The 22,155-nt window shown below is 40.5% G+C and carries 23 protein-coding genes; 16 read left to right on the top strand and 7 right to left on the bottom strand.

All coding sequences use genetic code 11. The features are described 5' to 3' along the window. The 10 genes from FQ608_RS27315 to FQ608_RS22300 all read left to right on the top strand — a co-directional run. Window positions 1-719 (top strand): RHS repeat domain-containing protein (locus FQ608_RS27315; RefSeq protein WP_317168948.1); only part of this gene is annotated, 719 nt, incomplete at its 5' end. Window positions 720-722: 3 nt separating this feature from the next. Continuing rightward, window positions 723-1,547 carry a toxin-antitoxin system YwqK family antitoxin gene (locus FQ608_RS22340; protein WP_158860706.1) on the top strand — a complete coding sequence of 275 codons (825 nt, stop codon included), beginning with the start codon at window positions 723-725 and terminating at the stop codon, window positions 1,545-1,547. Window positions 1,548-1,828: 281 nt separating this feature from the next. Beyond that, on the top strand, window positions 1,829-2,830 hold the full coding sequence (locus FQ608_RS22335; RefSeq protein ID WP_199856452.1) for an RHS repeat domain-containing protein: 1,002 nt from the start codon (window positions 1,829-1,831) through the stop codon (window positions 2,828-2,830). Further along, on the top strand, window positions 2,830-3,198 hold the full coding sequence (locus tag FQ608_RS22330; protein WP_158860705.1) for a hypothetical protein: 369 nt from the start codon (window positions 2,830-2,832) through the stop codon (window positions 3,196-3,198). Before FQ608_RS22335 ends, FQ608_RS22330 begins: the two co-directional genes overlap by 1 nt. After that, window positions 3,195-3,656 carry an energy transducer TonB gene (locus tag FQ608_RS22325; protein WP_158860704.1) on the top strand — a complete coding sequence of 154 codons (462 nt, stop codon included), beginning with the start codon at window positions 3,195-3,197 and terminating at the stop codon, window positions 3,654-3,656. Before FQ608_RS22330 ends, FQ608_RS22325 begins: the two co-directional genes overlap by 4 nt. Next, window positions 3,631-4,143: an RHS repeat-associated core domain-containing protein gene (locus FQ608_RS22320; protein WP_199856451.1), complete on the top strand. Its 513-nt coding sequence runs from the start codon at window positions 3,631-3,633 to the stop codon at window positions 4,141-4,143. The genes FQ608_RS22325 and FQ608_RS22320 overlap by 26 nt, the downstream gene beginning before the upstream one ends. 105 nt (window positions 4,144-4,248) lie before the next feature. Beyond that, window positions 4,249-4,545, top strand: coding sequence for a hypothetical protein (locus tag FQ608_RS22315; protein WP_158860703.1), 297 nt, complete (start codon window positions 4,249-4,251; stop codon window positions 4,543-4,545). After that, the gene (locus FQ608_RS22310) at window positions 4,542-5,003 is read left to right on the top strand and encodes a hypothetical protein (RefSeq protein WP_158860702.1); all 462 of its coding nucleotides are present in this window, start codon (window positions 4,542-4,544) and stop codon (window positions 5,001-5,003) included. Before FQ608_RS22315 ends, FQ608_RS22310 begins: the two co-directional genes overlap by 4 nt. A gap of 179 nt (window positions 5,004-5,182) precedes the next feature. After that, window positions 5,183-6,091 (top strand): RHS repeat-associated core domain-containing protein, encoded by a 909-nt coding sequence (locus tag FQ608_RS22305; protein WP_158860701.1) that lies wholly within the window; start codon window positions 5,183-5,185, stop codon window positions 6,089-6,091. Then, window positions 6,088-6,345: a hypothetical protein gene (locus FQ608_RS22300; RefSeq protein WP_158860700.1), complete on the top strand. Its 258-nt coding sequence runs from the start codon at window positions 6,088-6,090 to the stop codon at window positions 6,343-6,345. Before FQ608_RS22305 ends, FQ608_RS22300 begins: the two co-directional genes overlap by 4 nt. 308 nt (window positions 6,346-6,653) lie before the next feature. Here FQ608_RS22300 and FQ608_RS22295 read toward each other — a convergent pair whose 3' ends face one another. Continuing rightward, entirely contained in the window at window positions 6,654-7,148 is a 495-nt protein-coding gene (locus tag FQ608_RS22295) for a helix-turn-helix transcriptional regulator (RefSeq protein WP_199856450.1), read from the bottom strand. Between the two features lie 32 nt (window positions 7,149-7,180). Here FQ608_RS22295 and FQ608_RS22290 point away from each other — a divergent pair, with 32 nt between their 5' ends. The 5 genes from FQ608_RS22290 (at window position 7,181) to FQ608_RS22275 (ending at window position 10,304) form a co-directional block, all read left to right on the top strand. Next, window positions 7,181-7,522 carry an RHS repeat domain-containing protein gene (locus FQ608_RS22290; RefSeq protein WP_317168949.1) on the top strand — a complete coding sequence of 114 codons (342 nt, stop codon included), beginning with the start codon at window positions 7,181-7,183 and terminating at the stop codon, window positions 7,520-7,522. A 159-nt stretch (window positions 7,523-7,681) separates the two neighbouring features. Beyond that, the gene (locus FQ608_RS22285) at window positions 7,682-8,212 is read left to right on the top strand and encodes a hypothetical protein (RefSeq protein ID WP_158860697.1); all 531 of its coding nucleotides are present in this window, start codon (window positions 7,682-7,684) and stop codon (window positions 8,210-8,212) included. Window positions 8,213-8,582: 370 nt separating this feature from the next. Beyond that, complete coding sequence (locus FQ608_RS22280; RefSeq protein ID WP_158860696.1) at window positions 8,583-8,750, top strand: hypothetical protein; 168 nt, start codon at window positions 8,583-8,585, stop codon at window positions 8,748-8,750. Window positions 8,751-9,194: 444 nt separating this feature from the next. After that, a complete protein-coding gene (locus FQ608_RS27310; RefSeq protein WP_199856449.1) occupies window positions 9,195-9,494 on the top strand; it encodes a hypothetical protein in 300 nt (99 codons plus the stop codon). A gap of 3 nt (window positions 9,495-9,497) precedes the next feature. Beyond that, on the top strand, window positions 9,498-10,304 hold the full coding sequence (locus FQ608_RS22275; protein WP_234364340.1) for a hypothetical protein: 807 nt from the start codon (window positions 9,498-9,500) through the stop codon (window positions 10,302-10,304). 387 nt (window positions 10,305-10,691) lie between these two features. On the opposite strand, the gene FQ608_RS22270 is transcribed toward FQ608_RS22275, so the two are convergent. Next, a complete protein-coding gene (locus FQ608_RS22270; protein WP_158860695.1) occupies window positions 10,692-13,913 on the bottom strand; it encodes a PVC-type heme-binding CxxCH protein in 3,222 nt (1,073 codons plus the stop codon). A 283-nt stretch (window positions 13,914-14,196) separates the two neighbouring features. On the opposite strand from FQ608_RS22270, the gene FQ608_RS22265 reads away from it, so the two are divergent. Next, window positions 14,197-15,666: an SLC13 family permease gene (locus FQ608_RS22265; protein WP_199856447.1), complete on the top strand. Its 1,470-nt coding sequence runs from the start codon at window positions 14,197-14,199 to the stop codon at window positions 15,664-15,666. 53 nt (window positions 15,667-15,719) lie between these two features. Here the strand turns inward: FQ608_RS22265 and FQ608_RS22260 are convergent, their stop codons facing one another. The 5 genes from FQ608_RS22260 to rpe form a co-directional block, all read right to left on the bottom strand. Next, window positions 15,720-16,931, bottom strand: a complete 1,212-nt coding sequence (locus tag FQ608_RS22260; protein ID WP_158860694.1) for a tetratricopeptide repeat protein — start codon at window positions 16,929-16,931, stop codon at window positions 15,720-15,722. Window positions 16,932-16,977: 46 nt separating this feature from the next. Beyond that, a complete protein-coding gene (gene gyrA / locus FQ608_RS22255) occupies window positions 16,978-19,518 on the bottom strand; it encodes a DNA gyrase subunit A (protein ID WP_234364339.1) in 2,541 nt (846 codons plus the stop codon). A gap of 151 nt (window positions 19,519-19,669) precedes the next feature. Beyond that, on the bottom strand, window positions 19,670-20,680 hold the full coding sequence (locus tag FQ608_RS22250; RefSeq protein WP_234364338.1) for a hypothetical protein: 1,011 nt from the start codon (window positions 20,678-20,680) through the stop codon (window positions 19,670-19,672). 141 nt (window positions 20,681-20,821) lie between these two features. Then, on the bottom strand, window positions 20,822-21,331 hold the full coding sequence (locus tag FQ608_RS22245) for a hypothetical protein (protein WP_158860693.1): 510 nt from the start codon (window positions 21,329-21,331) through the stop codon (window positions 20,822-20,824). Window positions 21,332-21,449: 118 nt separating this feature from the next. Continuing rightward, entirely contained in the window at window positions 21,450-22,103 is a 654-nt protein-coding gene (gene rpe, locus FQ608_RS22240) for a ribulose-phosphate 3-epimerase (protein WP_158860692.1), read from the bottom strand. Window positions 22,104-22,155: the final 52 nt, after the last annotated feature.

Raw genomic sequence — 22,155 nt, 5'->3', positions numbered from 1 at the left:
TTGGGGACAACGGGCTGCGGTATTATGATTATGGGGCTAGGATGTATGATCCGGTGATTGGAAGGTGGGGGGTTGTGGATCCATTGGCGGATCAGATGAGGAGGCACTCACCTTATAATTATGCCTTTAACAATCCAATCAGGTTTATTGATCCGGATGGGATGGCGCCTGAAGATTGTTGTCCACCATCCTCAGGTTCGGTTTTCTTTTCAGAGCTCCAGAAAGAGGTTGAGTTTTTACAATCAAAAGTTGAAAGCTTTTTTAATAAAAGTAGCGTGAACAACTATTCTAGGCCAAAAAACTGGCAGCCTTTAGGAGTGATAACTGAAAGTGCTTTTGATAGCGGTCCAATGGATGTAGGAACACAAAGTGATAAAATAGGTTTTATTAATACTGATGGATTAGGTTCGCTAGGAAAGAGCTTTCCATCCGGGGGCATTATGGAAAAGATTGCAAATATGATGGCAAGTCTCTTTGGAGCTGCTTCATTAGATTACGGAAATAAATCCCAAAATGGAAATGAGTTTAATTCAGACCAAGATGAAAAAAAAGGAACAGCAGGTAATAAGGAGTCTCCGCCTCAAGTGAGTGAGCCTGACAGTTTTCCTAGAATTGCGACAGAGCTTAATATAAGAGGTCCAATGTTATTAAAAGGTGGGGGGCGTGATGACGGAATAAAGGTCGGCGATACCATACAATGGCTTAAATCAGAACGGTAAATTATGAGAGCGAAATATATTTATTTAATAGGTGGCCTTTGGGTTATCTCCCTTTTGGGTTGTAACAAAATGGAAATCATAGAAACACACGAAAACGGGTTTAAAAAACTTGCTTGCGAAATACGTGATGGCCAAAAAAATGGAAAGTGTATTGGATATTTTCCGAATGGAGAAATAAAATTTGAAGCTAACTACCAATCAGATACTCTTCATGGAAAATCCAGGTTCTTCCATAAAAATGGAGAGTTGCATTGGGAGGTTGATTTCCGAAACGGGATTAAAAACGGAGAGATAACCTATTATGATGAAGATGGAGGGGTTATCCAAAAATCAAATTTCAAAAATAACAACTTGGATGGTTTTAGTTATGGATATTATCCTTCTGGTAATTTAAAATCAAAGATGGGGTATCTCGAAGACCAACTTCATGGAGCATATTATTCATACTATGAAAACGGCCAACTACAAACAAAGGCAATCTACGATCAGAACCAGATGATAGACTTTTATCATTATGATAGTGTTGGAAAACTGATTGACCATTTGATTAAATATGAGATTGAACAAAAAAATAACAACTTTACTGTATATGCCGTTAACAAGCATTTTTCTGCGTTTGGGCTTAGGGTCGATGTAAAGGATAATACAGAAACAAAAAACATTATTTATGATAATATCTCAAAAGACGGTTATTTTAGTTTTGCTGTCACGCCTGCGAACACTGGGAAGAAATTTAATTTTCAACTTTATGAGATTGATTCGATAGAAGACGATTCACTCAATGGAATTGTTAGGAGTAAAATAGAATTTGAGCATACGATGAAATAAAAATGAGAAGAATAGAAATGGATTTGCCTAAACTTTAATAATTTACAGAAGATATAAAGCGATTTTAATGACTCGGTAATGCAGACATCTGTCCCAAAAAAAAATTCAATATACCATATAACCATACACTTTGCCGTATCATTGTCTTTATCAGCTTCTAAATTTAGGCCCTCGTTGAAACAATCCAGAGACTTTTTTTACCGAAGGGACAGTTAGCAGGGTGGAAAAAAAGAAGTGTTTCCTTTAGGCAGGTTTCCTAAGACGGATACCTGGAAACCTTCGTGGTCAACGAAACCCCGGAGGACGTCTGGTTCGACGACTTCACGGTAAAGAGCAGCACCTCCCCCATCGTGCAGGAAACACACTACGACCCCTGGGGGTTGGAGTTGACGGGGATTGGCTTTCAGTACAAAGGTATTAAGGCGAACAAGTATCTGTATAATGGTAAGGAGCTGATTGAGGACCTGAACCTCAATCTATACGACCACGGGGCACGTTTTTACGATCCGGCCATAGCACGCTGGAGCGTCATAGATCCCATGGCCAATCTTAGGGAATGGGTTTCTCCGTACAACTTCGTGCAGAACAACCCGCTGAACAGGATTGATCCGGATGGGAGGTTTGATGAATGGGCTTACAATTATGAAACTAAAAAGCTTGAATGGATAAGTGATTTGGGAGGTGATCAACAACAAATTGTTCATGTTGTAGATAGTGAAGGGAAATCAGGTCCTGGCAATAGTACAGCTATTATTGATGGATCAGAAGTTTATGTAACAGAACTAGGCAATAATTCACTTTTTGTTTCGTCCTATGATCCTGTATCAGACATTCCTAAAGGTTACAATTCCCATTCCGGTTACAATTATGACGCCTTGGACTTAAAGGTGAGACATAGATTAAAAGAGCGTTCTTTATGGCCAATGATTGCTGAGTCTGAAAGAAACGGGACGGCAGAACCAATTCATAGTAAAAATGCGGTAAGAGAATATGCTAAAAGGTTCGGTACTAATTCGTCACTGTTCTATGCTGTTGATGAGGGATATTTTTCTCCTGCAGGCAGCAATGATCTAATGCAATCAACCCACAGCGCAATAAGCAGGTTTGGAGGAAGTGCGGTCAAGTCATTTAATATGCAATCCAGATGGCAAGGGTTCCAGCCTCGATCTGGCAGTTCAAACTCATGGAACCAGTTTTTAAAAGACAATAAAGGAAAGTATTCAGGAAAAGGATGGCAAAAACGTGCTGTCGAGGATTACAGGAAATTAAACTCAGGTAACTGATGAAACTGGTTGTGTATTGTAAAAAGTGTAATTCAAAAAATAATTTAAGTGAAAAAGCAAGAGATAGGCATATACTTTCCCAGATTATTGGTGAAAATTTCAAACTGAAATGCACCAATTGCTCTGAGGTGAGATCTTATTCCGTGAACGAAGTTCATGCTGAACAAGGTATCTTATTAGTGTTCTTATTCTTGTTAATTCTATCTATAACCATAATGAGCCTTGTGTTTCTTAAGGACTACTTTAGTATTAATACTTGGTGGTTAATTCCAGGGTTGATAGCTATTCCAACATCCTTCTATGCTGGAGTATCTAATGCCGAAAACAAAAAAATAAAATCATTTAACAGGTTTAAAATTAAAATATGATGAAGATTTTATTAATGTTTTTATTAATGTTTTTATTAATGTTTTTATTAATGTTTCTACCTATATACAGCTACGCACAGCAAGAGACAGTATTAGAAATCAGACCCAATGATCCAATTGATAAATATATTTTTGTGATAGTTGATGAACCTCCTAGATTCAAAGGAGGTGAGAAAAGACAAGCAAAGTTTTATAAGAAAACTTCCAAGTTTGATATTGCAAAAAGTCGTGAAAATGGCCACACTGTTTATTTTCAAATGATAATAAATGAAGATGGGTCTATTACTGGTCTTGAAATTATGAATAATCCTTCCGAAGTCTTAGTAAATGAGGTAAAAAGAATAGTCAAATTAATGCCATTATGGATTCCTGGTAAAATAGATCGAAAGCCTGTTAGGGTTAAAGTCGTTCAAGAGATATGTTTTTCCTCTATTGATCAAAAATTATCTTTATTATGATAAAGAGCTGATAGAGGACAACGGGCTTCAGTATAATGATTATGGGGCAAGGATGTATGACCCGGTGATTGGAAGATGGGGGGTGGTGGATCCGCTGGCGAATTTATATTACTCATGGTCGCCCTATAATTATACATTGAATAATCCCATCAAAAATATTGATCCTGATGGGAAAATAGTGGGTACCGTTGTAGGTGCGGTTGTTGGAGGCATAGCAGGAGCTGTTGATGCTTATGTGAATGATAAAGACTTCGCATCCAGTATCGCAGAGGGAGCAACTGCCGGGGCTATTGCAGGTGCTGTTGTGGATATCTCAGTAGCCACTGGTGGAGGGGCTGCCTTCGTTTTTGGAGCGGCAATTGCAGGTGGAGCGTTGGGAGGTGCAGTTGGTGATGTTGTTGGTCAAACAACTAATAATGTACTTAACAATAATCAATCATTTAATGAAGCGCTTGGAAATATAAACCAATCTCAAGTTGGAAATTAGGCTTTAACCGGAGCTGTATCAGGTGTAATTGGAGGAAGCCTAGGAGCTGGAACTGCCAAAGTGTTACTCGGTGTAGAGAAGACCTCAAAAGCAGCAATAGCCTCAGTGGGTAAAAAAATTGAGTCCGTTGCGAATGAAGTAATGCAACAAGGAGTAACTAAAACCAGCACAAATGGAGTTACGGTATTTTCGCAAGCTCCAAACTTATCCAGCAAAGTTCAAGGAGTCGTGGATAATATGGTTAATGGAATGGGACAAAGTGGAAAAACAGCAGCTAATGGATTAGCAGTGACTAATGCAGTGGCAACAGGTTCAACTGAGGTTGCGACTAAAACCCATCCCGTTCAAAATATGGTAGATTATTTGAAAAAAAGGGCGTTTAATTGGTTTTACGACAATTGAAAACATTTCTAAATATCATAATAGTGCTTGGCTACGTCTTGTTCGGATCAATGTGGTTAAAATCATTGTATCAGGTAATATTTTATAATTCTATATTTGAATTATTTGAATTTAAAGAAATTACAACCACTCAAATTCAATATGGAGATCATTCTAACGAAAGTAAAAAAGTGACTATAGCATATGAGTTTGAAGTGGGAACTGAGGTTTATCGTAATGAGATAGTTGCCAATAAAGAAGCTTTTGTTAACAAAGTCGGAATGGACAAATTACAAAGGGTTTATTTTAACAGTTTAATTCCAAGCGTAAATTACCTTGAAAACTGGAAGCTTGATACTTACTATAAATTGACCTTTGTTTATTTTTCAATCTTCCTTTCATTAATTGTATTTTTTCATCTAAAAATTGATAAAGAAAGATGGATAAGCAAATACAGGAAATCATTATATTCTAGATGAATCAAGAGGAACATTGAATTTTTCTAAGCATCGGACAAATTAAAGACTAAAAACAGTCCGAGAGCCATGTCAGTGGTTGTAGGTTGCAAAAAAACATGTATCTACAAAGTTGAAATTATCTAGAAACCCACGTCGTCAACGAAACCCCAGAGGACGTCTGGTTCGACGACTTCACGGTAATGAACAGCACCTCCCCCATCGTGCAGGAAACACATTACGATCCCTGGGGGTTGGAGCTGACTGGGATTGGGTTTCAGTACAGGGGGATAAAGGAGAACAGGTATCTGTATCAGGGCAAAGAGTTGCTGGACGATTTAAACCTGAATATCTATGACTTCCATGCTAGGGGATATGATCCTGTGATCGGCAGAACCTGGCAGTTTGACCCACATGCTGAGAATTACCCTTCCATGTCTCCTTACAGTTGGGTAGCGAACAATCCGCTAAGCGTTGTGGACCCAACAGGAATGGATACGGTCAATGTAAGCACCCTCAATATGCAAACCTTCAATCCAGATGTGGATGTGGCGGGTTTGGGTGAAGTAACTGTTACTGCTTCAAGGATAGAAAATGGAGGGGAGACTGATTCTGATAATGCAAACCTTGTACTAACGGCCGGTGGGGCCATTTACGGAGGCTTAGAAGGAGCAGCAGCAAGCCAGGGATACTGGCTGGGTGAAAACGGTAAATATTACCCCCAACGGTGGGGAGGAAACCAGCATACCGGAAGCAGGGCCGGGGCCTTGAGAGCTGCGAATGCCTATAGATTGGCGGGAAGAGCTACCGTAATAGGGTCGATAGGAGTTGGCGCATACTCAACAAGAGAAGGATACAAACTGGATGGAGGAGAATTCGGGTATAATGCGCAAAGGGCAGCTGCCGGCAGTACAGGAAGTATTTTGGGAGGCCTAGCAGGAGCGGCAGCAGGTGCCTTTGTCGGGGCTTGGGTTGGTGGAGTTGGAGCAATTCCTGGAGCGGTCATAGGAGGTGTTGTAGGAGGTTTTGGATTAGGTATCGGAGGAAGCTATGTAGGCGGGCAATTAGGAGAAAAAGCGGTTGACCACCTTCACAAACCCAAACAAAAATGAAAGTTATAGCTGAGAAGATTGAACTGTGGTTGAATATTGTGCATTATTGTATCTATAGGGCAGAAAATAGACGTTACACATTTTTCAATAAGCTGAATCCATTTTTACTATTAGGAAAAATACCGGCAGTAAAAAGAAAGTTTGAAGAACAAGGAACTAGTCATAAGGAAGTAGTTAATAAAATTTGGATGGATAGACGATATGGTTTTGGTATAATGATTTCGGGAGGAGGGTTAGTAATAATTTTTTTTTAATGCTGTTAGCAATTTTTGATATGTTAAATAGTTTACTTGAAAATCCAGTCAGCTTTTCATGGCAACCGTTTGTAGCTTGTATGGTATTTGCTTACATAATCTGCCACATTAGTGTTTTTCAAAAGGATAAGTATATTAGCTACTTCAAGCGGTTTGACAAAAAGTCAAGACAGAAAAAGCTTAAGTATGGATTATTGTCCTTGGCCTTTGTTGTAGGGACGTTCGCTTTTTGGATTTACAGTTTTCGTTTTATTCCACTTTCTTGATAGGGTAGTATAAGCATAATCCCGGACAATGCCGGGCTTTGATTATTTAGCGAAAGCCTGTTTAGTTTTAAAGTTCTGGATGTAGGTGTCAATGACGTTGAAGAGGCCGCTTTTGGTATCAGCATCCATTTTTTGTATATCGTTGATACGTTCCACCGTTTCTTTGTCGTAAGAAGCGTTTTCGCCTTCCCAGATTAAAAAATCCACCGTTACGCCAAAAGCCCTGACCATCTTAGCCACCATCTCGATAGAGGGTAAGTTTTCATTACGCTCATACTTTCCTATAATCTCCCTGGATGCACCGATCTGCTGTGCGAGGTCACCCTGTGACCAGTTTTTTTCATTGGGAAGGTTGGTAATGATTCTTTTTTCAATTCCCCTCTTAGGATGATATTTATTGGAGTGACAGCCAAAGCAGCCTTCTTCTTTTTTCAACTGAAAGAAAAAACTATCTTTATTGGACTGCGCCGGATGGGCAGAAACGTTCTTTAAAATTGTGCGGGGGTGAGCTGAAAACCAGTCTGAAAAGTTGCGCAAGAGTATATCGCTATCTATACAACGGGAGGTAGCTGATAGAGGACAACGGGCTGCGGTATTATGATTATGGGGCGAGGATGTATGATCCGATGATTGGAAGGTGGGGGGTTGTGGATCCATTGGCGGACCTTGCACCTGAGTGGACCCCATATAGATTTGCTTTCAATAATCCTTTGACTTACATAGACCCTACTGGTCTTTTTGAGACAAGAGCCGAAGCAAAGGAGTACAGGAAAGAACATGGAATTAGCGGGAGAATCCAAAAGGGGAGTGATGGTATTTTCGCAATTATATTAATGAAGCTAATGTTCAAGATGGAAGAGCCTTTGGGTATAATACTCAGGTTGCGACGGCTCAAACAGCTGGCGGAATAGTTGGCGGATCCGTAGGTGCTAAAGGGGGTGCAGCAGCAGGAGCAGCAATTGGTGTTTGGTTTGGGGGAGGTGGTGCTGTTCCCGGTGCTATAATTGGAGGAATCCTAGGAGGAGTTAGTGGGGGCTATATTGGGTCAGAGGCTGCAGGAGCTGCTGTAAATGAAATCCATCATCGAAAATAAAAATATGGTTTGGTTATCAAATATAGTTTTTTTCAATCTATTTAGGTTTGAAAGAAAAACTCAAAAGTTTTTTACGTATCCGGTACTATTGTTTTTGAGGAACAAAAAAGTAAAAGAAAGCTATAAGAAAAGAGGAGTTAGTAATTCTGAAAAAGAAGTAGTTAAAGCTCTAGAAAATCCGGAGGTTGGGATAAGTAGTATTTTATCAGGAGGTCATTTTATTGTCTTATTCTTTCTGTTGACTTTTAGGATTGTTAACTTTACTTCTGGCTATTTAAGGACAGAATTTAATTTGAAGTTACCTCACTTTGCTGTAATGGCCATTTTTTCATATGTTTTTGCTTATTGGATTTCCTTTCGACAAGATAGATATCTGGAATATTTTAGAGAGTTTGAAAATCTCCCCAAGAGTAAAAAGAAGGTATCTGCTTGGATCTCATTTTTTATTGTATTGGGAGTGTGGGTATTTTGTATCGGTAGTTTTGTCTTTCTTAATTATAGACTCTAAATATCTCATTTAGAGCCATTGTTAGTTTATCCGTATTTTAAGCACAGACCTTTACAAATGCCCTCTTAACAACCCTCTTATTTATAACCTCCTTTGCAGTCGTAATCCTCTTAATGCCATTTGCAATGGCTTACTAAAGAACTTTTTGGTAAACAGATGCCTAAAATTTTGAACATTTCCCGACGGGAGTTCGAAAACCAAACCAAATCAACCATTCCTTGGTCATTTAATTTGCAAGTATTTATTTGTACTTCGTATTGGGAACAAAAACACAAACCAAATAGCCCACCTATAAAAGCTAAACATTTTCGGATTTTCCAGCCAAACCCTTATCTTAGCCAACAGAAGCTTTACCCATCAGGGGCAAAGCTTGGGGAGTACAAAGAAACGTGTTGCCGAAAAGCCTGAACCTGTGGACGTGATGGGCAGTCAATTGATGTCTGAAGAACATTTCTCACTATTGAGCAGCTTTTTTAAAGCTGCTGCCATTTTGCGGAGCGGCACATGGAACTATCTCCGTGGGGAAACCCGAAAATAAAAACTGTTTTTAACTTGGCTTAACCCGCTGCAACAGCAGTGCCGGGAACCTGCAACGCTACAGTTAGTAGGGTAACAGAAAGGAATCTCTCTAAAGGAAGTAAGGATAAGAAGTATTTAAAATCGTTTGAAACCTGGAAATGGCTAGTTAACGAAGATACCTTACCACATTGTCTTATAATTAAGACCTGAGTACTGCAGACAAATGTTATGCTGTGTAGGTATCTTCCATTATCACCAAAATTTGGAACTGGAAAATTTGTTTTTCTGGCTTAATGCGTGTATTATTATCCCAATTCTTGGCAAACAATTTTACTATGTCAAGCGTCTCCACAGGTCAAATATTTAGCAGTTGCAGCATTGTATTGAGTACTGCTGAATGCGGGTATCCTATAAGGATTTAAATGCCTATGCAATCTTATCGAATGATATTCATTTAAATGATATGAGAGCGATTCAAAATTACCTCCCCCATCCTCGGCACACTGAGATTCACAGAATTTTTGTTAACGCCTCGCCTGAGATTGCGTGGAAGGAAGCCCGGCATTTTGATATGTCGGAAGTTCCATGGATAAAATTATTATTCGATATCCGTACCCTCCCCGAAAAAATATTGGGTTCCAAAAAACATGTCGTAAATTCAGGTCTGGGCGTTGACCAAATTACTAAAACTGATACAGGATTCTTTGTACTTCATGAAACAGCAGGGAAAGAGGTTGTAATCGGTTCAGTTGGTCAATTTTAGCATTTGAAAATACCTTTTTTGAAAGTTTGCCCCTCAGATTTTAAGGACTTCAATACACCGGGATATGGCAAGATTGCCTGGGCCATTTCCGTTGATCCGTTTGCAAATGGCAGCACTATCGCGGTTGAGTTAAGGACTTCAGCCACGGATGAAAAAAGCTGGAAGAAACTAAACCTGTATTATCAGGTCATCGGCATAGGCTCAAAACTTATTCGAAAATCTGTGATGGCACACCTTGGGGTTGAACTTGGGAAGATAAAACTACCGGATGACGAACATCGCAGGTTACCCTGTGACGAGCTAATTCCGGACACGAAATATAGTATAAGCTATTACCGAAACATAGAAGCACCAGTCTCTATTGTTTGGAGTTATCTGATGCAGCTAGGCTGCGATCGTGCCGGTTGGTATAGTATTGATGTTCTCGACAATGGCGGAAGACGAAGTACAGACCATATAGTGAATAGTTGGGAGAGCAGAGAGGTCGGTGACAGGATTTCCGCTACACCCCAAGGTGATCAGTTTTTTGAGGTATATGGTCTGCGAGTCAATAAATATTTCGTTATTGGAGGTGAAACCAAGCGCGCTGGCGGACCTTTCAGAATGACTTGGGCTTTTGTTCTCGATCCGATTGGCGAAGATGCCACCCGTCTAATCAGCAGGGCAAGAATGGAATCCTTTCCTAAATGGAAGGAATGGGTAATGGGCAGGATAGCTTATCCTCCTATTCATGGAACCATGTCAAAAGTACAGTTAGACACCATAAAAAGATATGCCGAACGCGACGCCCAGAGGAGGTTGCATTTGTAGACATTTATTCTGTAATGCCTTGATTATTGCGCTCAAGATTTTGTTTTTCACTTATTCTCTGTACAGATTTAAATACTACAATAACCTATCGTTTGGAGGATAATGATGAAAAACTATTTACCATATAAGATACTTTGAGAACATATAAGGTTAATTTATTTTTCCAACAATTGTCCGCTTTGTGAGCGAATCGTTTTTTTAATGTGTTCTCATATGATCTTATATGGTTTAAAAAAATGACGTATCATTTCGTGAGAAGACATAATTTTTTTAGATTTACCTTATTCCGTTTCCTATTTTTGGAATTTCTCCCATAAATAAAAATGTCGTATATGGTTAATAAACTACCCATATACGACATTTTTGTTTTCGTTGATATCTGACCTCCTATTTACTCGCCGTAGGCTTTTCCAGAGGGTGTTCTTGCAGTAATTCTGTCGGTGAATAGAATCCTGTTTTACCTGCCGTTGCCTCCCGGACATTTTTCACCCTAGCCGGTGTAACTGCCGAAGCCTCATTGCCAAATGAGTTTCGTACGTAGGTAGCCACTGCGGCAATTTCCTCATTATTAAGCATTCCCCCATAAGGAGTCATAGGTACTTGGCCGGGATATTCCTTACCCAGTACTTCTATGGGGCCCATCAGGCCATTAAGTATGATTTTGATCAGGCGGTCTTGATTGCCTATCACCCACTGCGTTTCTGCCAGGGGCGGGAATCCGGAAGCTGTCAGACCTTTGCCGTCCTCCTGATGACAAGTTATACAAAATCCTTCTTTACTATAAATTATTTTTCCCTTTTCATACAGCGCCGCCTCAGCACCCTTCAAGTTGGTATTGGATGCAGGCATGACCTCGTCCAGTGACTTGCTCTTAAACTCAATACTTCCACTGGCACTGATAACTACATCACTGAGGGAGAAGCTGTTCAAATGGGCAAGGGAAGTTTCAAATGCCTTGATCATCCACTCATCTTTTGGATGTGCATTGGCTACCTCAAGTATTTCCAAGCCACTGTCTTTATCTAACCAAGAAGCAGCCACAATAGCTTCCAAACGTACCCTTCCATGTTCATCCGCTGCAGCCTGCTTAAGCATGTCAACTTGATTTGGAACCTGATGGCCTGTATAGCGCAATACCCTTGCGGCAGCGGCACGGGCTCTTGGATCTTTGGCTTCCAGCATTTGCTTGAGGAGTCCCTGATCCACTTTGTTTAGCCCCCAAGATACCCAAAGTGCTTCCAATACATGGTGTTCATATTTGGGATCACTTTTATCCAAGTTTGCGGTCCAAGTTTTCATTTTAGCCAACACTTCATCGGCATCTCTACCCCTCAATTCAGATCTGGTTCTATATCTGGCCCGAAATTCCGGTAATTTCAAGTTTTCCAATAACTGATCAATACTTGCGCCTGCAACTGGCGGCGGTGTGATAAGTGGACGGCTGGGATAGGTGATTCTGTAAATCCTTCCATGGGAATGGTCCCGTAGGGGGTCTCTAGCATTGTGTTGCATATGACCTACCAGGATGTTGTGCCAGTCAATAAAGTATAGCGACCCATCCGGTGCAAATTCCATGTCCACAGGACGGAAATTTCTGTCATCACTCTTCACCAAATCCTGTCGGTGACGGCTTTTATACCCAGTGCCATCATCTTCTATCACGTGTTGTTTCATTCCAAGGAAACCAATGGTGTTGTTGATCAGCATATCCCCCTGAACATCATCCGGGAAATGCCTGCTAGAAACAAACTCCAAGCCGGAAGTGGGACGTACACGGTGCGCATCTTCAATCAAGTTAGCCCCTTTGTGGGTTGCTTCCCCATAACGCGGTTTTACAGAGCCCGGCATCATCCAGCGAACGTCAGGTCCGGAAGTTTCTGCAAAGAAATTTTGTCCCCAGTCATCAAATGCAATTCCCCAAGGATTTGGAATGGGAAGCTGAGCTGTTCTTTCCAAGTGTCTCCTTGCCGGATTATACCGATAGAATCCTCCATTCGTTGCGCGTACTGGACCATAGGGTGTTTCTACATTGGTATGGAGGAAAACCCCCTCCCCCATGTAGATTGCTCCGGAGGGATCCGCAACAAATGCACTGATATTGTGGTGGGTATCGTGATCATCAAAACCGCTCATTAAGATTTCCTTGGAGTCAGCCCGATCATCGCCATCGAGGTCCTTTAGGATTACTAGGTTAGTCCCTTGGGATACATACACTCCTTCCGGAGCGATTTCCAAACCTATCGGAAGGTGAAGACCGTCGGCAAATACCGTTTGCTTATCGGCTTTGCCATCATTGTTAGTATCTTCCAATATTAGAATTTTGTCATTTGGCTTAGCGTCTCCCGGCTTATAGTGAGGGTAACTTGGCATTACTGCAACCCATAGACGGCCCTTGTTGTCAAATGTCATTTGTACAGGATTGGCCAGATCAGGGAATTCTACTTCAGAGGCAAACAACTCTAACTTATATCCCTCAGGTACCTGGATTTTATCCAAAGCATCCTGCCCATATAGGTATTCGAGATTTCCGTTTTTCTCCGGGTTGTAATTAGTTTGCACCTCCGGCAATTCCCGGGTGTTGGCATCAGCTGCTACGAGATCAAATGATTCTCCTCTGGTAGCAGCCCAGATGGCCTGATCCCGGTTATCGGTCATTTGCCTTATTTTTTCTATTTCGTATGGATAATTGTCCGGTCCAAATGGATTATATCGACGCCCGAATACGTGGACCCCGTTGGGTATTTTGTAGTCATTATGCCACATCCAGTTTTTCTCCATTACTGCTTCTTGGATTTGGTTGCGGTTTTTCTCCGCTCTGGCTTTATTTTTGCCAAAAAGTTTCTCCGCAAGAAATACCGAGAACTTTTTATACCCTTCCTCATTCATCTGAAACCCGTCAATGGTTAGGGGATCTTTGCTGGAGGAATACCACTTTTTGGATGGCTCAAAGGCATCTACGAAAAAAACCTGGTTTCTTTCGGCAACTTCTTTCATTGCTTGGGTGTAGAGTGCCAGGTTTTCGTTTTCTTTCTTTCCATCAGGTAAGTCATATAAGTCCGACAGATCTTCAAATGCAATTGGAGAAACCAGAGCCAGTTGCGCTGGAAGATTACCATTATAATTTTGACCTTTTGTATGCTCGATAAAGGCTTCCAGTTCTTCTTTCCATAGCTCTAGCCCTTCCTGGCCTTCGAAACTCTCACTATAACCAAAAAAGGCAACAATAATATCCGCCTTTAAGCGGGTAAGCCACTCGTCGGGATATTCTAAATGCCCTTCACTACCTGAAGGTGTTGCCAATTCTGTTTGGAATTTTTCAGCTCCTGGAAATGCCCAGGGAGTTTTCCTTCCGGAATGAGCCCTAAAGCCAGGGGTATCCCCGGCATCACTCATGTTTCGGATAAAAAGTAGGGAATCGGGATACCTCACGTGCATTTCCGTTTCAAAATGCCCGTAATTCATCATACGTGAACCGAGGTTATTCCCGATCAGCATGATATGGTCTCCTTTCCTCAAAGTCAATGTTTCTTCCTCCGGTCCACAGCTAACAGCTGTCCACACGAGGGATATCAATAAAAAACCTTTGAGTAATTTATTCAAATTTTTCATTTGGTGGTTATTAGGTTAGTTTACTTAATGGGTATGGAATAATTGAATAAAAAGAAATTCCTTCATTTAAACTTTGTAATTCCAGTATATAAATAAAAGGTAATATAAGTCAAATACTGTCCTGTACTATCCTGTTAATTTATAAACTCTTCTATTCACTACCAATAATAGCTGAAATGAGACTCAATTCCAAAGGAAATTATTTGACCGGAAGTTTTCACCACCAACCATTTTTTTTTGATATTTCGTGAAAAGTGTTTAATCTTAAATTTCAATTCAACTTATGAACACTTCCCGTATCGGACTTTTGTTAGGTCCCCTCTTTTTTATTCTAATCTTTCAGTTTGTTTCCCCGGAAGGCCTGTCGCATGAGGGCGTAGCCTTGCTAGCCATCACGGCCTGGATTGCAACGTGGTGGATTACTGAAGCTATTCCGATTGCCGCGACGGCACTTTTGCCTTTACTTCTTTTTCCATTAACGGGTGTGTTAGGAATTAAGGAAACCTCATTAGCCTATTCGGACCCGATGGTTTTACTTTACATGGGTGGGTTTATGATAGCAGTTTCTATTGAAAAATGGAACCTTCACAAACGGATTGCTTTGAATATCATCGCCTTTATGGGTACTGATTTAAATAGGATCATATTGGGTTTTATGATTGCGACTGCATTTTTGTCCATGTGGATATCCAACACTGCCACCTCCCTGATGATGCTTCCTATCGCTATTGCGGTAGTTTCGCAGTTGGGAAATCAGTCCCTTGACAAATCCTTGGCGGACACAACGATTGGAAGGGCCTTAATGCTGGGAATTGCATACGGGGCAAGTATTGGAGGCATGGCTACGGTTATAGGTACTCCCACCAATATCATTCTTGTGGGGGTTGTAAAAAAATCATTTGGAGTGGAAATAGGGTTTAGTCAATGGATGATGATCGGGCTGCCTATCTCTGTGGTTTTGTTGGTGATTTGTTGGTATTATTTGGTGAATATTGCGTTTGATCTTACTTTGACAAAGCAAACTAAAGGGGGAAAAGAAGAAATTGATGAACAACTAAAAGCATTAGGTAGGATAAGCAAACAAGAAAAAAGAGTTTTATGGGTGTTTTTAGGTGTAAGTACTGCATGGATAGGTCGAACCTTTTTGTTACAGCCTCTTATTCCCGTTTTGGATGATACAATTATTGCACTTATTGGAGTAATGCTATTATTCGTTCTCCCTTCTGGGGAGGGAAAAAATAAAAAACTTCTAGACTGGGATGTGGCGGAAAAAATTCCCTGGGGAATTTTGATTTTATTTGGAGGTGGACTGACCTTGGCAAGCGGATTTCAGGTAACTGGATTGGCGCAATGGATAGGTGAACAGTTTATTTTGGTTCAAAATATCCCTTTTTGGCTCTTCCTTCTATTTATTATTGCGGCTGTTAATTTCCTTACGGAGATTACATCCAATGTGGCCACTGCTTCCATGCTGTTACCCATATTGGCTGCGGTTGCGTTAGCCATGAATGTACACCCTTATGGATTAATGGTTGGTGCAACGTTTGCAGCGAGTTGCGCTTTTATGCTACCTGTTGCTACTCCTCCAAACGCCGTAGTGTTCGGATCAGGTTATTTAACCATACCGGCTATGATTAAGGCAGGTATTTGGATGAATGTAATTTCAATTATAGTTGTGCTACTCGCCACCTTATATTTGTTACCGTCCGTTTGGCAATTAAATTTGGGAATCTACCCAGAAATGTTAAAATAGAAAAAGGGCATCGAATTAAATCAATGCCCTTCTTCCGAAAATTATTTAAACGATTATCTCTCCAGCCAATCCGGCCCTAAAAGTTCAGCTAGTTTCTTGTCATATACTTCGACTTCAGATTCATTGTTCAACCTCGTATGAATTTGATAAAGAATCTCCATGATATCCGTGTTATCCGGCTTTAACTCCAACGCTTTGTTAAAGTAAGGCAAAGCATCTGCATACAAATCATCAGCTTCCTGTATCATTATTGGCGATCTTTTTTCCCACTCTTCATCAGAAAGGTCATTAACTTCCGTTATGATATCTCTTGCTTTTTCAAGATAGAGTGCCCCGGCATAATAGTTACCTTCAAAAAACTCACTGTCAGCAGCAACAGTTCTGGTATATTCCTCCAAAGCTCCATCAATATCTCCTGACTTTTCCTTTAAGTAACCATATCTAAGACGGATTGCGGTATTGTCAGGATCATTTTGCAATGCAGCTTCAATTGAAGTCATTGCCTCATCCATTTTATCCAATTGAAGCAGCAACTGAATTTCAAATTCTGCCAAGCCTTTATCATCGGTATAGATATCTCTAGCTTCAGACACCAATCTGTATGCTTCTTCTGGATTATTATCCTCAGCAGAAGCAATTTGAATCAAGAAATAATAAGCATTGAGTTTATTGTATTCCTCAATTTCCAAAAGTTTTGAAAAATAAGATTTAGCCCGCTGCGATTCACCAACCATATTTCCGGTATATCCGGCATTAAATACGATGGATGTATCAGAGGGATCCAAATCAGCCGCCAAAGCGAAGAATTCGAAGGCCATTTCCATATCATCCTCCTCATATCGCTCAATAGCTTTATTGAAGGAGGCGTTTTTCAACCTGTAAATTCCTTCCCCTTGGAAATTCTCAGGCATATCAGGAAGAACTTCTTTAAATAAATCCTTGCTCACCTTTGTAGTAGAATCATTACCTTCCATTTCAAAGGTAGTCATGAAGCTTTCTTTTGCGGAAGTACCGTATGTTAAGTTTTCCATGGTGTTTGAAGAATCAGCTTCAAACATTTTAGTTTCAATCTTGCCTTTTAGTAGAAACGTGTTTGGATCTTGACCTGTTTCCGGATCTTCCAAGGCTCCTTTGATTTCACCGTAGGCTTCTTCCAAGTTTCCCCTTTTCATGTTTCTTTCAGCAGATTTGACTACTTTCTTTTGGCCAAATGCTAGCGTAGTGGCTATTCCAACCAAAGCTAATGATAAAATTAACTTTTTCATGTTCACGATTTTAAATCTTTATAGGTTCTCAAGTTTATTAAATATATCAAGCGTTTTCATTGTTTTCCAAATCGGCATCGTTTTCCATATCAGTTCCGTTTGTCTGGTCTAAATCTGGAAGCGGACCGTCTGTTTCATCAATTATATTTTCAATTTTTTCTATTGAGGAAATCTCGTCCGTATCGTTCAGCCTAATAAGTCTCACACCCTGAGTGGCTCTTCCCATGACTCTTACGCCGGCAACTGGAGTTCTTATGGCAATTCCAGATTTGTTGATAATCATTAAGTCATCGGTATCCCCAACTTCTTTAATCGCTACCAATCCCCCGGTTTTATCCGTCACATTCATGGCTTTTACACCTTTTCCACCCCTCTTAGTTATTCTGTATTCTGTAAGGAATGATCTTTTTCCATACCCTTTTTCAGAAACAACAAGTAACGTTGCATCATCTCTGGATACACAAACCATGCCAATAACATGGAAGGCTCCTCCATCGAGATTAATAGCTTTCACGCCGGTAGCTGTCCTTCCCATAGGCCTGACATTTGACTCGTGGAAGTGGACCGCTCTGCCAGAACTTGAGGCAATCACAATGTGGGTATCCCCATTGGTCATTTCTACATTCACTAACTGATCGTCCTCCCTGATATTCAGCGCAATGATGCCATTGGTGCGGGGTCGACTGTATTTCTCGAGGGTGGTTTTTTTGATAATGCCCTTCTTTGTAATCATCACCAGATAATTATTGTTGATGTAATCTTCATCCGCCAAATCTCTCACCTGAATGATTGAACGGATTTTGTCTCCACCTTCAATATTTATCAAATTTTGAATGGGTCTTCCTTTTGAAGTTTTCCCTCCCTCAGGAATGGCATAGGTTTTTAGCCAGAACAATTTACCTTTATCCGTAAATATAAGCAAATAATTGTGGGTTAATGCCGTAAACAGATATTCTGTAAAATCGTGTTCCTTAGTAGTAACTCCCTTGGATCCCACCCCTCCCCTACTCTGGGTCTTATATTCAGTCAGCACGGTACGTTTTATGTACCCTTGATGGCTTACGGTAATCACGACTTCCTCATTAGGAATCATATCCTCGTAGTTGAAGTCTTCCGCATTATGTTCAATGACCGTCCTACGCTCATCAGCATAGCGTTCACGGATTTCAGCGAGCTCATCTTTTATGATTTGCATACGCTTTCCTTCGTCAGCCAATATTTCTTTCAATTCTTCTATCAGGAGCATCAATTCATCATACTCTTTTTGGATCTTTTCACGCTCCATGCCGGTAAGACGTTGAAGACGCATGTCCAAGATTGCCCGAGCTTGAATTTCAGAAAGCTCAAACCGCTCCATCAAACCAGTTCTAGCCGTTTCAGGGTCCCTTGACCCCCGAATCAAACTAATAACCTCGTCTAAGTGATCCAGCGCAATTAAATATCCTTCAAGAATATGCGCTCGCTTCTCCGCTTCCTTCAGCTCGTATTCAGTCCGTCGAACCACTACCTCATGGCGATGGTTGACGTAGTGTACAATGAGGTCCTTTAAATTTAAGGTATAGGGCCTACCTTTTACCAACGCTACATTGTTGACGCTAAAGGAGGTTTGTAGCTGAGTATGTTTATATAAATTGTTGAGTACGACATTCGCAACGGCATCTTTTTTAAGCTCATATACGATGCGCATCCCCTGTCTGTCGGATTCGTCCCTAATGGCAGATATTCCATCCAGCTTCTTCTCATTGATCAGCTGTGCGGTCTTTTCCACCATGCTGGCCTTGTTGACTTGGTACGGAATTTCAGTAATGATGATCATTTCCTTTCCGTTATCCTTCAGTTCAACATTGGCCTTGCCCCGCATAATTATACGGCCACGACCTGTTTCAAAGGCATTTTTTACGCCATTATACCCATATATTATTCCCCCGGTTGGAAAATCCGGAGCAATAATATGCTCCATCAATTCAGGTATGGTAATATCTCTGTTGTCTATATAGGCAACTATCCCATCTATAACTTCCCTTAAATTATGGGGAGCCATGTTGGTGGCCATCCCAACAGCAATACCTGAAGCTCCATTAAGTAATAAAGCGGGAATTTTCGCGGGGAGTACTACAGGTTCCTTTAAGGTGTCGTCGAAATTAAATTGAAAGTCAACGGTCTCCTTGTTGATATCAATCAGTAGTTCCTCGGCAATTCTCCTCAACCTGGCTTCCGTATACCTCATGGCCGCCGGATTATCTCCGTCGATGGAACCGAAGTTTCCTTGCGGATCAACCAATGGATACCTTAAGGACCAATGTTGCGCCATTCTTACCAAGGTTTCATACACCGCTGAATCTCCATGAGGGTGATACTTACCCAACACTTCCCCAACAATTCTCGCTGATTTTTTATAGGGTTTGTTGTGGGATACTCCCAATTCTTGCATCCCGTAAAGTATTCTACGGTGAACAGGTTTTAAGCCATCCCTTACATCAGGTAATGCCCGGGAAACAATAACCGACATCGAATAATCGATGTAGGCACCCCGCATTTCTTCCTCAATATTAATAGGTATTATATTCTCGTTTTCTCCTTGAGCCATAATTAGAATAATCTCAATAATAAACGGCAATATACGAAAAAATAGCCATTTTAGAAAAATAAAATTTTACTTTAAAGCCAATTTGATGGTATTTAATTTATATTCATGGAGTTAATTTATCTATTTTTTAAGAATACCATGAATTCATGATTTAGTTTCCGTACCACTGTCCTACTTTCCTGTGTTGGCGCTTCCAGATCGAGCTTCCCCGATATTCTACCCCATTATGTATGTGCTTCATCACAACTCCACAACCAGGGACTTTGCACCGTTTGGTACTGGGTATTCTTAGTGACGCTCCAACCTGTATGGTAGCCATGGTCTGGGTCATGGCTTGGCTTTCCATGAGATCTGCTCTTCCATAGTTGAAATTGCGAATGGATACGGCGGGCCTAATATATATGTGAGTGTATTCAGACAAATCTCTTTCGATCCTAAACCCAACTCCATAGTAAGGTTCATCGATCGAAACCTGACTATCAAAATTCCCCCGTGATATCAGTTTGCCAAATTCACCGTCAAGAACAAACCGCCATAAATACTCCTGCTGTATTCGGAGCCTTCTTTCGGTTTGCATATAGAAATTATTTGAGTCGTATTTTTTATACCTCCAATTTAAAAACGATGCTCTTTTGTTGGCATCGAACAGTACTATTCCTACCGTTCCAAATAATTTGTCAAAAGTATAATTGGGATTTTCAAATCCAAATCGATAATCCTCAATCTTTAAGGGATCCATTCTTCCCCACTCGCGCCCATAACCACCTCCTATTATCAGGAGATCAAATATATTCAGTTTAACACCAAGTTGGGCAAATTGGGCAAATTGTGTGCCCCGAAAAGTCAGCGTGTCATCCGCACTGATATCAGGTGAATTATCGGTTAAAACAGATGTAATATTACCGTATTCACTCGGTGACTGACTGTGGAACGTTAGTGCAGTGCTGTGTAAACCCGATCCTACGGCGGCTTCAAAGGAAAAACTACCTATGGCGTTTCGAAAGACATTGCCAAGATCACTTTCACTTTTTCTCGAACTTCCCCTAAGTTTGCGGTCGATTCCGAAGATGTCATCATCCTGCGCCCAAGATCCTGATGCGGTGATGAGTATAAAAACAAGAGTTCCAAATAAAAATGGCTTAGTACAAGAGCGATTTAACATAACAGCTTGAATCTTGACAATTATTTACTACCAAAAGTGAATCATAGCTAGCTAATATCCACACTATTTACTAACGTAAAGAAACAAAAAATCCCTCAACATAGGAGGGATTTTGTTTCAATTTAAATTTGCAATTTATAGTTATGCACCTGTACCGCTTTCGGTATCTTCATCCTCAGTTCTTTTTTCCTTAAGCTCCGCCTGTAGCGATTCAACCTTTTCTTTTACTTCAGGATCTTCTTTCATGGCTTTATTTACCTTGTTAAAGGTAGCAACTCCCAATATTTCGTCATTCTTAATCAGTTCTATCTTTAATTCACGAACTTCGTCACCGAGAGAACCCATAAAGGCTAATATTTCTTCATAAGCAGCTTTTTCATCATCCGTAATCTCGATTTCGGCCAGCTTTTCTTCGTCATCCCATGCCGCTTTGATTTCATTATACCTTCCGGCACCTTCTATAACCTCGTTGTTACGGATCATGTCAATCAATTCTATGTTCTTTTTTTCATAGAATGCCATGACAGAATCTTCCATGACCGCAAATTTTTCTATTTCCTCATCTGTTACTACTTCCGATTCTTCCTGCGCAAATACATTAACACTGATAAAGCTCAACATCAAGAAAGCGGATACAAATAATGTTTTCATAATTTTTCGTTTAACGATTTTATAAATTCTATTTACTAATTACGCAAATAAGTTTTATTTTAACAAAAGAAGTCACAAAAAATAAGCCAATTATATTTCAAACCTTTATTTTTTGAATTTAAACAATATTTTTTAGCTTATTAATGGTTTCTGTTGGATTTTTCGAGCTAAACACAAAATTGCCAGCGACCAGAATATCCGCCCCGTACTCCAGCAACTGACTGGCATTTTGTATACTCACTCCACCGTCAATTTCAATTTTGGCTGTTGCACCAGTTTCTATAATAAGTGCTTTTAACTCTTCTACACGGGAATAAGTATGCTCAATGAATTTTTGACCACCAAATCCCGGATTCACCGACATGAGGCAAACCATATCCAAGTCTCCAATTATATCCTTTAGCAGTTGAATGGATGTATGAGGGTTCAATGCTACCCCCGCAGTACATCCAAGGGACTTAATTTCCTGAATGGTTCGGTGCAAATGAGTGCAAGCTTCCAGATGAACAGTAATGTTCGCGGCACCCAGTGATTGAAATGTTGCCAAATATCTTTCTGGCTGCACTATCATCAGATGAACATCCAGAGGTTTGGTAGCATGCCGTGTTATGGCCTCAATGACAGGCATGCCAAAAGAGATATTTGGCACCAAGACACCATCCATCACATCCACATGGATGTAATCCGCCTCTGATTTATTTAGCATCTCAATTTCACGTTGCAAATTGCCGAAGTCAGCGGCCAGGATAGATGGTGCAATTAAATGACTCATGGATTAGTTAAGTTTAGTAAAACCACCAAGTGAAAACCATTGGTGGGAAACT

Origin of the sequence: Lunatibacter salilacus (assembly GCF_009797935.1) — a bacterium.
GTDB lineage: Bacteria > Bacteroidota > Bacteroidia > Cytophagales > Cyclobacteriaceae > Lunatibacter > Lunatibacter salilacus.
The sequence above is the reverse complement of the archived record's forward strand: the minus strand, read 5'-3'. Positions and strand labels throughout refer to the sequence as shown.